Source organism: Arthrobacter sp. efr-133-R2A-63 (assembly GCF_030209795.1).
In the GTDB taxonomy this organism is placed as follows: Bacteria; Actinomycetota; Actinomycetes; order Actinomycetales; family Micrococcaceae; genus Arthrobacter; species Arthrobacter bambusae_A.
In genome coordinates, this window is sequence record NZ_JARVRG010000021.1 from 206,723 (window position 1) to 218,105 (window position 11,383).

The 11,383-nt window shown below is 65.6% G+C and carries 9 protein-coding genes; 6 read left to right on the forward strand and 3 right to left on the reverse strand.

What is annotated here, in order from left to right; genetic code table 11:
- Positions 1-24 precede the first annotated feature (24 nt).
- From QRN45_RS11790 to QRN45_RS11800, 3 genes are all read left to right on the forward strand, one after another.
- Positions 25-1,767, forward strand: coding sequence for an alkaline phosphatase family protein (locus QRN45_RS11790; RefSeq protein WP_284763483.1), 1,743 nt, complete (start codon positions 25-27; stop codon positions 1,765-1,767).
- A gap of 70 nt (positions 1,768-1,837) precedes the next feature.
- Positions 1,838-2,785 carry an RluA family pseudouridine synthase gene (locus tag QRN45_RS11795; RefSeq protein ID WP_284763498.1) on the forward strand — a complete coding sequence of 316 codons (948 nt, stop codon included), beginning with the start codon at positions 1,838-1,840 and terminating at the stop codon, positions 2,783-2,785.
- 311 nt (positions 2,786-3,096) lie between these two features.
- Positions 3,097-3,537, forward strand: a complete 441-nt coding sequence (locus tag QRN45_RS11800; protein WP_241709628.1) for an SRPBCC family protein — start codon at positions 3,097-3,099, stop codon at positions 3,535-3,537.
- A gap of 57 nt (positions 3,538-3,594) precedes the next feature.
- On the opposite strand, the gene QRN45_RS11805 is transcribed toward QRN45_RS11800, so the two are convergent.
- Positions 3,595-4,122: an O-acetyl-ADP-ribose deacetylase gene (locus QRN45_RS11805; RefSeq protein ID WP_284763485.1), complete on the reverse strand. Its 528-nt coding sequence runs from the start codon at positions 4,120-4,122 to the stop codon at positions 3,595-3,597.
- Positions 4,123-4,179: 57 nt separating this feature from the next.
- Between QRN45_RS11805 and QRN45_RS11810 the strand changes: the two genes are divergently transcribed.
- Positions 4,180-4,803 carry a DedA family protein gene (locus QRN45_RS11810; RefSeq protein ID WP_241709626.1) on the forward strand — a complete coding sequence of 208 codons (624 nt, stop codon included), beginning with the start codon at positions 4,180-4,182 and terminating at the stop codon, positions 4,801-4,803.
- A gap of 19 nt (positions 4,804-4,822) precedes the next feature.
- Here the strand turns inward: QRN45_RS11810 and QRN45_RS11815 are convergent, their stop codons facing one another.
- Together QRN45_RS11815 and ppc are read right to left on the reverse strand one after the other, a co-directional pair.
- A complete protein-coding gene (locus QRN45_RS11815; protein WP_241709625.1) occupies positions 4,823-5,128 on the reverse strand; it encodes a hypothetical protein in 306 nt (101 codons plus the stop codon).
- 123 nt (positions 5,129-5,251) lie between these two features.
- Positions 5,252-8,050: a phosphoenolpyruvate carboxylase gene (gene ppc, locus QRN45_RS11820; RefSeq protein ID WP_284763486.1), complete on the reverse strand. Its 2,799-nt coding sequence runs from the start codon at positions 8,048-8,050 to the stop codon at positions 5,252-5,254.
- Positions 8,051-8,339: 289 nt separating this feature from the next.
- Between ppc and QRN45_RS11825 the strand changes: the two genes are divergently transcribed.
- Together QRN45_RS11825 and QRN45_RS11830 are read left to right on the forward strand one after the other, a co-directional pair.
- Positions 8,340-9,176: a DUF1684 domain-containing protein gene (locus QRN45_RS11825; protein WP_284763487.1), complete on the forward strand. Its 837-nt coding sequence runs from the start codon at positions 8,340-8,342 to the stop codon at positions 9,174-9,176.
- 121 nt (positions 9,177-9,297) lie between these two features.
- Positions 9,298-11,361 (forward strand): DUF6807 family protein, encoded by a 2,064-nt coding sequence (locus tag QRN45_RS11830; protein WP_284763488.1) that lies wholly within the window; start codon positions 9,298-9,300, stop codon positions 11,359-11,361.
- Positions 11,362-11,383: the final 22 nt, after the last annotated feature.

Genomic DNA, 11,383 nt, shown 5'->3' on the forward strand with positions numbered 1-11,383 from the left:
GTATCACCGTTCGTGAGGTGCAAGATGAGGTTCAATAGTCCGCCCGCTGAGTCCGGAGCCGACCAGCCAGTCAGGCGTCGCAGGCGGCGGATCCGGGCCTGGGCCTCACGGCGTCCGGGCCTCGCTGCCTTGTCCATCGTCGGGGTCATCGCGATTGTTGGCGCCGCCGTCTTTTTCGGCGCATTCTGGTCCGCGTCATGGGTGGCGGTCAGCACACCCGCGGCAGCCGGAGCCGCGGCAGGCGCCTCGGCGGATACCGGCATCTCGAAGATCCAGCATGTCATCGTCATCATGCAGGAGAACCGCTCGTTCGACAGCTACTTCGGCACGTTCCCCGGAGCGGACGGGATTCCGATGCAGAACGGATCCCCGGCGGTGTGCGTCCCGGATCCGGCCCACGGCGCGTGCGTGAAACCTTACTACGACCCCTCTGACCGGAACTCCGGCGGCCCGCACAGCCAGAACAACGCGACGGCGGACATCGACGGCGGGAAAATGGACGGCTTCATCGCCCAAGCCGAGAAAGCCGCAAGCAATTGCGCACCCAATGCCCCAGGCTGCGCGGGCGGAACGCAAAGCGATGTCATGGGCTACCACGATGCCCGCGACATCCCCAACTACTGGGCGTATGCCAAAGACTTCACGTTGCAGGACCACATGTTCGAACCCAACGCATCCTGGAGCCTTCCCGCGCACCTGTACATGGTCTCGGAATGGTCGGCCAAGTGCAGCCGGGCGGGCGATCCGCAATCCTGCGTGAACGCCCTCCAGAATCCGGGCAGCCCGCCGGACTTCACCTCCGCGATCCAGTCCACCATCATCGGCAAATGCCGGGCCGGCCTGCAAAACACGGCCTGCAAGGACGCGCTCGCCGCGGCCGGGATCACCCCGGACATTGCCACCCAACTGCACACCCTCATCACGAAAAACTGCGCCGGCTCGGACTCCTATACGAGTTGCCAGGCCGCGATCGACAAAGCAACACTCCCCGACGCGCTTAAGCAAAAGCTGCTCGCCGCCGCGAAACTGCTTGCTCCACCTGACTACGCCTGGACCGACCTGACCTACCTGCTGCACAAACAGAACGTGCCCTGGGCCTACTACGTCTTCAACGGCACCGAGCCGGACTGCCAAGACGACGCAGCCATGACCTGCGCTCCCGTGGCGCAGAACGCGAAGACACCGGGCATCTGGAATCCGCTACCCTACTTCGACACCGTGAAGCAGGACGGCCAGCTCGGCAACATCCAGTCCCTCAGCAACTTCTACACCGCAGCCAAAAAAGGCACCTTGCCCGCTGTGAGCTGGATCGACCCCACCGGAGCCGTCAGCGAACACCCGCCGGCGCTTATCAGCACCGGTCAGGCCTACGTTACGGGCCTCATCAATGCAGTCATGTCGGGCCCGGATTGGAACAGCACCGCCATTTTCCTCTCGTGGGATGACTGGGGCGGCTTCTACGACCACGTCACCCCGCCCACCGTGGACCAAAACGGCTACGGCCTCCGGGTCCCGGGAATCGTCATCAGCCCCTACGCCAAACAGGGCAACATCGACCACCAAGTCCTCAGCCACGACGCCTACGCCAAGTTCATCGAAGACGATTTCCTCCACGGCCAACGCCTCGACCCGGCCACCGACGGACGCCCCGATCCGCGGCCCGGCGTCCGTGAGGACAACCCCCAGCTCGGCAATTTGGTGAACGACTTCAACTTCGACCAGCAACCCCTCAAACCCGTCACCTTGCCCGGCGGCACAACGTATTAGGTGTTTGGGCCCCGGGGCCGCCGGGGCCCCGGGGCCGCCCTTGGTGCGGCCCCGGTAGAATAGACCGGTGATGCAATCCCCCCTTCCAGTGCGCGACGGCGTCAACGCCACCCGCCTGCGCCTCCCGGACGAGGGGCCTTGGGACACCGCGATGGACTACATGATGCACCGCTGGGGACATATCGACCCCCAGGGCATCGAAGACAGGTTCGACGCCGGCGAAATCGTCGGCGAGGGCGGCGCGCCCCTTGACCGCTGCACTCCCCTCGAAGAGCACACCTTCATTTGGTACTACCGCACCCTCCCGCCGGAGACGCGGATGCCAGTGGAGATCAGCATCCTGCACCAAGACGAGCATCTCCTTGTCGTCGACAAGCCGCATTTCCTGCCCACCACCCCGGGCGGCACGTACATCCAGGAGTCCGCGCTCGTCCGGCTCCGGAACCAGCTCGACCTGCCGGACCTCATCCCGATGCACCGGCTCGACCGTATGACCGCCGGAGTGTTGCTGCTCTCCACCAACCCGGAGACCCGCGGCAAGTACCAGGTGCTCTTCGAAAAACGGCAGGTGCAAAAGGAGTACGAGTGCGTCTCCGCCGCGGCACCTGCCGCAGGTTTTCCCGCCGTCGAGCTCCCCGCCGTCGTGCGCAACCGCATGACCAAATCCCGGAGCTACCTCCTCGCCGAAGTGACCGACGGCGAACCCAACGCGGAGACCCGCATTGAGCTGCTGAAAACGTTCGACGGCGGCACGCACGACGGCGGCACCACTCGCCGGGCGCTGTACCGCCTTGAGCCCCACACCGGCAAGACCCACCAGCTTCGCGTGCACATGGCCTCGCTCGGGCTCGGGATCGTGAACGACGCGTTCTACCCCGAACTCCTGGACAAGGCCCCGGACGACTACTCCAAGCCCCTGCAGTTGTTGGCCCGCGGCATCCGCTTCGTTGATCCCATCAGCAAGCAACCTGTGGAGTACCGCAGCCGCCTTCAGTTGAGCGAAGCCCTCCCCGCCTAACGCCCGCTCACTTATGGCGCCCTTTCCCCAAACCCTCGCTCACATATGGCGCCTTTTCCCCAAACCCTCGCTCACCCAAGCTGAGGAACATGTCCACCTTGTGGTTACGTGAGCGAGGGTGCGGCCAAACAGCCACATACCTGAGCGAGGCTGCGGCCAAACATCCACATACGTGAGCGGGCGTCGGGCGCCCGGGGCCGCGGCGGCGAAACAATGGCGCGTTCAACAATGCCGACGGGACCGGGCGTATATGCTCGGTTTTGCCGGCCCAAAGACCGCGGGCGGTGTTCGGTCTCGCGAAAAGGAACCACATGGCCCACGCTGAAAACGAAGTCTCGATCAACCGCCCCGCAAACGACGTCTACGCCTTCCTGGCGGACGGGCTGAACAACAAGCTGTGGCGTCCGGGTGTGAAGACTGTCGCCCTCGCAAGCGGAGAAGCAGGCAACAAGGGTGCTGTTTACTCCCAGACGATGGCAGGCCCCGGTGGCCGCACGATCGCCGGCGACTATGAGGTCATCGCGGCCCAGCCGGGCAAACGACTCGATTTCCAGGTCATTGCCGGCCCGGCCCGCCCAACGGGGTCCTTCACCCTGAACGAGAACGACGGCGGCACGACCGTACGCTTTGCCTTGGACCTCCAGCCCAAGGGCTTCATGAAGCTCATGGGTTCGATGATCACCAAGACCATGGAGTCGGAAGTCGGCCAGCTCGCGCAGCTGAAGTCCGTGCTTGAGGCGCAGTCCGCCTGACGCCACCCGCGAAAGCCCTCCCGCGAAAGCCCGCGCGCGAAAGCCCGCGCGCTTCCCTTACTCTCCCGAAGCCCCGAACACGCTCCGGAATACCTCCGTCGTCTCTGCACCGAACAACACAAATTCGACGAGTTCCAGCTCGCTGGAGCTTACGGCGTCGAACCGGCTGACGGCGTCGAACGCTACAGTGGCGACTTCGCGCGGGTCCCAGCCGTAGACCCCTGCGCTGATTGCGGGAAACGCGACGGAACCCGCCCCGAGGGAGGCCGCCACTTTCAGGCTTTCGCGGAAACAAGAAGCGAGCAGTTCCGGATCGTTCTGGCCCGCGTGCCGGTTGGGGCCAACGGTGTGGATCACCCACCGTGCAGGCAATTTGAACCCGGGGGTGGCCACAGCCTGGCCCACTGGCAGTCCGTGCGGATACCCCTCCCGCACCTCCATGCACGCTGTCAGGAGCTGTCTGCCAGCCGCGCGATGGATGGCACCGTCCACTCCGCCGCCGCCCATCAACGACGAGTTGGCGGCGTTGACGATCGCGTCGACGTCGCGCGTGGTGATGTCACCTTGCAGGATTTCGAGCCGCATGGCGCTAGTCTTGCACGGCGCTCCGGCGGACGCACCAAAGTGGGGTAATTTGTGGCCATGGACATCACCACCGCTGAAGGATGGGGGGCAGCGATCTATGTCTGGATCATCCCCATGGTGGTGGGCAACGCGATCTTGCCGCCCATACCGTCCGGGATGCTGGTGATCACCGGTGGGGCTCTGGCCGCGGAGGGCCGCGTCAACCCGTGGCTCTTGGGTTTGTTGGCCGCCGGCGCGTCGTGGCTGGGCGACATCCTCGTTTTCCAGCTCTTCAAGCGCCGTCTGGGACATGTCCTGGACCGCTGGTCTTGGGGCCGCAAAGTCCACCGGGGCATCCATCAGGCCATCGCCAAGGCCGGCCGCTCCTCCACTTATGGCGGGATTATCGGCGGCCGGTTCATTTTGGGAGGCCGGCTTGCGGCATCGGCGGCTGCGGGAATTGCCGACGTTTCCTCGCGCGGGTTCAGTCTCTGCGCTGGCTTGGGCGGGCTGTTGTGGGCCGCGTGGCAGATAGAACTGGGCTATTTGGCCGGTTCGACGACGAAGCTTCCCTTCTGGGCGAGCTCACTGATCGGCGTCGGCGTGGGGCTGCTGATCGGCATCGTGGTTGGCGTGCTCGTCACCCGTCGCCGAGGCGACCGCTCGCCAGTGGACGAGCCGGGCGAGCCGCCGCACCTTTAGGCGCGTCCCGCCGTCGGGCTCAAACCGGCGACCATTTCCCCCGCTGGCGGCGCAGCACGTAAAGGTTCCCTGTGAGTGCTACGCGCTCGACGGCGTCACGCATCATGGCTGCCGACGCGCGGGCCTCGCTGTTCTCACCTAAGTAGTCGCGCGGCTCCACCAGGAAGCGGAGGCTGATCTGGGCGACGCCGCCAACAATGTCCAGATGCTTGGATTCCACGTGGTGCCGGGTTTCCAAGGCCTCGAGCGCAGCGGCCATGACCGATTCCGGCGGATTGCCCGGCTTGAGCCCGGTGATCTTCAACTTGGTCTGGAACGACGGCATCCCTCAACCCTAAACGCTCGCTCACAAACAAGCCCTCCCGGCCCGACGCCCGCTCACATGAGTGAGCGAGGGTTTCCAAAAGCACCCACATAAGTGAGCGAGCGTCGGAAGGGAAGGAACCCGCTATCCCGTGTTGCGGAGGCCTGCGGCCACGCCGTTGACGGTGATCAGCATGGCCCGCTGGAGGCGTTCGTCGATCTCGGCGCCGGAAATGGAGGCTTCGCGGACGCGGCGCAACAACTCCACCTGCAGGTAGCTGATGGGGTCGAGGTATTGGTCGCGGATTTCGAGGGAACGCTTGAGGGTCGGCTGGGCTTCCAGGAGCTCGGTTTCCCCGCTCAGGAGCTCCACTTCGGCAACCGTGAGATCGTACTCAGTGCGGATGGCCTTGAACAGGTGGTGCAGCTCTTCCGGAACCAGCGAAGACACATAGTGCCCGGCGATGTCCATGTCCGTTTTTGCCAGCGTCATCTCCACGTTGGAAATCACGGACTGGAAGAAGTGCCAGCGCTTCATCATCTCGGCCAACTCGGCGGTGTTGCCTGCCTCGCGGGCGGCCTTCAAGCCTGAGCCCACGCCGAACCAACCCGGGACGATCTGCCGCGACTGGGTCCAACCGAAGACCCACGGGATGGCACGCAACCCGCCGAGTCCGGCACCGGAATCGGGCCGCTTGGAGGGACGCGAGCCGATGTTCAGGGATCCGAGCTGCTCCACCGGTGTCGAGGCAAGGAAGTACGCCGGCAGGTCCGGATCGTCGATCAACGAGCGGTATTGGGCAAACGCGGCGTCGGAAATGATCTCCATGACCTGGCCATAGCGTTCGCGCTCGTCGTCGGAGGTACGCGGGTCGCGGTGCAGCGCGGAGCCCTGCATCACGGCGGCCAGGGAGAGCTCCAGGTTCTCGCGGGCAAGCTCCGGCAGGGAGTACTTGTCCGAGATGACTTCGCCTTGCTCGGTGAACTTGATGGCGCCTTCGAGCACGCCGTTCGGCTGGGCCATGATGGCGTCGTAGGTTGGCCCGCCGCCACGGCCCACGGAGCCGCCGCGGCCATGGAACAACCTGACGTTAACGCCGTGCTTGGCGGCTACGTCGCGCAGCTTGCGCTGGGTCTTGTGGATCTCCCATTGGCTGGTCATGACGCCGGATTCCTTGTTGGAGTCCGAGTAGCCCAGCATGATCTCCTGGACATCCCCGCGCAGCCTTACCAGGGAACGGTACGACTGGTCGGAGAGGAGCAGGTCCACGATTTCGGCCGAAGCACGCAGTTCCTCGACGGTCTCCAGGAGCGGAGCGAAGCCGATCTTTGCATACGGAGCCGCGCCGAACAGGTCGATCAGTCCGGCTTCCCGGGCCAGCACCGCGGCGGCCAGGACGTCGTCCGCGCCGCGGGTCATGGAGATGATGTAGGTTTCGACGACGTCGGGCCCGTACGTCTGGAGCGCGTGGCGGATGCTGCGGAAGACGTCGTAGGTGCGGTCGCCGTCGCCGTCGAGCTTGATGGGGTGGCCGGAGAGCGGGCGGCGCGAAGCCAGCTCCGCGCTCAGCCGCTCGAAGCGTTCGGCGCGGCTCAACTCGCCATAGGGGGTCCCGACGCCGATCCGGTCCATCAATTGCCCGACGGCGTCGTGGTGGTAGTCGGCATGTTCACGGATGTCGAGGGTCGCCAAGTGCAACCCGAAGGAAGCGATCGCGCGGCGGACCCGGGCCAGCGCGCCGTCGGCCACGAGAACGGCCGAGTGCTTGCGCAGCGAGGCTTCCAGCAGTTCCAGCTCGGCGAGAAGTTCCGAGGTGGAGGCGTAGTCACGGCCGGGCTCGTGATGGGTGGATGCGGACACGCGGCGGCCCGTGTTGATGAGCTTGGCCTTGATGCAGGTCAGTTTGAGGCGGTAGGGCTCCTGCGCGTTCAGCTCCAGGATGCGCTTGTCGAGGCCGGGCAGGTTCTTGAGGTCGACGGCGATCGAGACCAGGAGGTCCTCTTCCGCGTCCACCAGGGCTGTGGAGTTGGAGAGGATGGAAATCAGTTCGTCGATCATTGAGATGCTGATCCGCACGGCATGCTGGTTCTGCAGCTGCAGGACCTCCCGCGTGACGGAGGCGGTCACGTTGGGGTTGCCGTCCCGGTCTCCGCCGATCCAGGAACCGAAGCGGATGGGAGCGTTATGCGCGGGCAGCACGACGCCGTGCTCGCCCAGCAGTTCGGAAAGGTCCGTGAGCATCTCCGGCATGGCATCGGTCAGGATGCTGCTCAGGTAATAGATGGCGTTGCGGGCCTCGTCCACGGGAGTGGGGCGGACTTGGCGCAGTTCGTCGGTCTGCCACATCTGGTCGATGATCTCGGCGAGCTGACGGTCCTGTCGACGGCGGGCGGCCGTGCCCTCAAGGGTGGATTCTGCCAGGACGTCGGAGAGCTTGCGGATCTTGTCCAACACCGAACGGCGGGAGGCTTCGGTGGGGTGCGCGGTAAAAATGGGACGAACGTCCAGCTCGTTGACGACATCCTGCAGGGCTTTGGTTCCGGCTTCGTCGGCGATCTCGGCCACGGCTTTGGCCAACCAGCCGTCCTTTTCCTGGCGGGTGCGCAGTCCGCGGACGCGGTGCACTTGCTCGGCGGCGTTGGCGAGGTGGAAATAGAAGGCGAAGGCGCGGACCAGCTCAGTGGCTTCCTCAAGGGGCAACGAGGCGAGCAGCTCCCGGACCTGGGCGACGACGTCGTGCGCGCTCCACGGACCTGTAGCGTCGGCGCCGCCGCGGGCGGCTTCCTTGGATTCCTTGGTGAGCAGGCGCACCTGCTCGACGAGCTGAAGCAACTCGGGCCCGTGCTGGCGGACCAGCGACTCTCCGAGAAGCGTAGAGACGCGGCGGACATCGGCCCGCAATTCCGCGGCAAGGTCGGTGCTGAGATGTGCAGTGTCAACCATGAAAAATACCTTCTGGCGTTGGGTGTGGCCCGTACACTGCGCTGGATACTGTGAGCCGGATTACTGATATTTCCAAAGGAATCCTACCCGCAGCCCATACACGGCCGGCAATCCGTCTCAAATGTTGTCGCGGCGCCTGCTCCGGCTGCCGTGCCGCCCAACTGACTCGCAGTTGTTGTCGTTATGAGCCTTCAGAACGACATCTACTGCGAGTCAGTTGGGTTCCGGGAATGGCGGCGACGGGTGCATGGTTAAGCCAACGAACACCGCCCTAGCCGTCGGAGGAACCATGAGCGCAACAGCCCCCGCAAGCAACGCCCAGCTGGAACGTTGGCAGCGTTTCCGCAACGGCCGCAACGCCGCCCTCGCAGAGGACCACGGCTGGCTCACACTCACCTCCTTCCAGTGGCTCGAATCCGAACCTGCCGCCGTCGACCTCGTCCCGGGGCTCTGGTCGACGGACGGCACGACAGCGACACTCACCGCGAGCGCGGCGGACGGACTCACGCTCGTGGAGACGGGAACTCCTGTGGACGGCACGATTTCGGCCACCCTGCAGGACGAGGAATCGCTCATGTGGGTGCAGTTCGGCGGCGCGGATGGCACAGAGGTGGTGGTCGAGCTGGCCATGCGCGCGGACAAGTATGCCATCCGCACCCGGGACAACTCCTCGCCGGTACTGACGGAGTTCGACGCCGTGCCCACCTATGAATACGACCCGGACTGGGTGCTTGAAGGCAGCTTCGAGGCCTACCCCGAACCGGTGGATGTTCCGATCGGGACAGCCAACCCCTTGGTGGACGGGGTGCACCGATCCGTAGGCGAGGTGGTTTTCCGGGCGCCGGGCCTGCCCCACGAAATCCGCCTGCACGCCGAGGCCGAGAAACTCGGAGCACTCACTGTCACTTTCCACGACGAAACGAACGGCAACACCACGGACGAATGGCGCAAGCTGTCCGTCTCGCGCCCCCGGCCTGACAGTTCGGTAGTGCTCGACTTCAACCGCGCCATCAACTACCCCAGTGCCTTCACCCCGTATGGCACGTGCCCCATGCCCGTGGCGGGAAATTCGATCGATGCGGCGGTCGAGGCCGGGGAAAAGCTGCCGGCAGGCCGGATCGTCTAAAACCAAAAGGCGTTACATCTCCCATAAGGCACGCTACACTCTTCTTGGAAAGCGCTTACCAAGCGCTCCTGGAACGACACCGACGTCAGCAACCCCGCCACGGGGATAGATGAGGAGAGCCATGGGCACCCTGTCCACGCCCGTCCCGGCAGAACGCAAACAGCCCAGCCATGAAGCAAGCCGGGTGGCCCTGGTGGGGGTCCACGGCTTCGGCGCGCACCACTTGCAGAACCTCGAAAGGCTCCAGGCCAACGGCGTCGTACGCCTCGTTGCCGTAGCGGATCCGAATCCGCCTACCCCCGGCGCCCTCCCGCCCGGAACTGCTGTATTCAGCAACCTGGACGAACTCCTGGCTGGAACCCCCGCACTGGACCTGGTTATCGTGGCCACACCCATCCAGACGCACGCGCAGCTCGCCCTCGCAACACTCCCCCACGCAGACCTTTACCTCGAGAAGCCTCCGGTCGCTTCCCTCGCCGACTTCAATCGTTTGCAGGAAGCCGCCACTGCGGCCGGCAGGAGCGTCCAGGTCGGCTTCCAGAGCCTCGGATCCCGGGGACTCCAAGCCATTGAAGAGCTGCTCGCGGCGGGAGAAATCGGCACGCTTCTGGGTATCTCGGCCACCGGGCGTTGGGTGCGCGACCGTGCCTACTACAAACGCTCCCGCTGGGCGGGCAAACGCAGCCTGGACGGCATCGACGTCGTAGACGGCGTTGCCACCAACCCGCTGGCACACGCCATCGCCACCGCCCTGAGGATCGCGGGGGCGCGGACGGCGGACGATCTTGCCACTGTGGAAACAGACCTGTACCGCGCCAATGACATCGAATCCGACGACACCTCCGTGATCCGGATCCGCACCGCCGCGGGCCTGCCCATCACATGTGCGCTCACCCTGTGCGCCGCCGAATCCGTGGAACCGTACATCACCTTGCAGGGGAGCGAGGGCACGGCAGTGTTCCACTACACCGAAGACCGCCTCACCGTCAGCTCTGCCGCCGGGAAGAGCGAAACCGTGTACAGCCGGGTGGACCTCACGGAGGACTTGCTGGAGCATCGTCACCAGCTGCGCTCCGGGAAGGGCCCCGTGGCGCAGCTGCTCAGTCCCCTCACGGACAGCGGCGCCTTCATGGAGGTCCTGGAGGCCATCCGCACCGCGGAATCCCCCGCACTGATCCCGGAGCAGTACGTCACGTGGGAGGGCGACGGTGACGCTGCCCGCGCGGTGATCGACGGAATCGAAGACGCCCTGGAACGCGCGACGGCGGCGCACGCCACCTTCCGCGAACTCGGCTTGCCTTGGGCGCGGCCGGCCGTCGACGCCGGAAGGCCGGTTTTGAGCCTGCGCGACGGCGGCCTGCCGGGCGGCGCTGCTGTAGTGGCAACGCTGCAAAGCGGCGCAGGCCTTGCCGCGCGGCTCTCCCCGAGGCCCTATCTGCACCCGGTCCGAACACTCGCCGGAGTCAAGGTCACCGACCACCTCCCGGCCGACCACCCCTGGCACCTCGGCGCGGGATTCGCGTTGCAGGACGTGAACGGCAGCAACTTCTGGGGCGGCAAGACGTACACGCGCGCTGCGGGCCGTTACGAAGAGCGGCAAGACCACGGCCGCATCATCGAGCAGTCCGCACTGTCCGGGGCGGGCCTGCTGGAGCAGGACCTGAGCTGGCAGGCACCGGACGGTACTGAGCTGCTCCGCGAACGCCGCACCACCCACTCCCTGCTGGTTGACCGCCGCACGTGGCAACTCGAGCTACGAACGGAACTGACCGCCGTCGTCGACTCCTCGCTGGGCGGCCCCGGCTCAAACGGCGCCCTCGGAAGCGGCTACGGCGGCTTTTTTTGGCGCTTGCCTGCGTGCACCGGGGCAGAAGTCTTCACCGCCGAAGGGCGCGGGGAGCCCGCAGTCCATGGCTCGGTGTCGCCGTGGGTGGCCTGGACAGCGGACTTCCCCGAAGGCCCCGCCACCCTGGTGTTCGCCGCCCCGGCTGAGGCGCAGGATCCTTGGTTCGTCCGGATGGCGGACTACCCGGCAGTGGGTTCGGCCCTCGTCTGGGAGCGGCCGGTGGACCTTACAGCAGGCGACTCCTTGGTCCGCACCTTCGCCGTGTGGATCGTCGACGACAAGCTGTCTCCGGCCGAAGTTGCCGAACTGGTGGCCGGCCGCGTCTCCGCCACCCGATAGGCACGCGGAAAGGCGGGGCCCG

Excerpts from the sequence above, each read along its gene's own strand:
- QRN45_RS11790 (WP_284763483.1), top strand. The coding sequence starts at position 25 with ATGAGGTTCAATAGTCCGCCCGCTGAGTCCGGAGCCGACCAGCCAGTC.
- QRN45_RS11795 (WP_284763498.1), top strand. The coding sequence starts at position 1,838 with ATGCAATCCCCCCTTCCAGTGCGCGACGGCGTCAACGCCACCCGCCTG.
- QRN45_RS11800 (WP_241709628.1), top strand. The coding sequence starts at position 3,097 with ATGGCCCACGCTGAAAACGAAGTCTCGATCAACCGCCCCGCAAACGAC.
- QRN45_RS11805 (WP_284763485.1), bottom strand. The coding sequence starts at position 4,122 with ATGCGGCTCGAAATCCTGCAAGGTGACATCACCACGCGCGACGTCGAC.
- QRN45_RS11810 (WP_241709626.1), top strand. The coding sequence starts at position 4,180 with ATGGACATCACCACCGCTGAAGGATGGGGGGCAGCGATCTATGTCTGG.
- QRN45_RS11815 (WP_241709625.1), bottom strand. The coding sequence starts at position 5,128 with ATGCCGTCGTTCCAGACCAAGTTGAAGATCACCGGGCTCAAGCCGGGC.
- ppc (WP_284763486.1), bottom strand. The coding sequence starts at position 8,050 with ATGGTTGACACTGCACATCTCAGCACCGACCTTGCCGCGGAATTGCGG.
- QRN45_RS11825 (WP_284763487.1), top strand. The coding sequence starts at position 8,340 with ATGAGCGCAACAGCCCCCGCAAGCAACGCCCAGCTGGAACGTTGGCAG.
- QRN45_RS11830 (WP_284763488.1), top strand. The coding sequence starts at position 9,298 with ATGGGCACCCTGTCCACGCCCGTCCCGGCAGAACGCAAACAGCCCAGC.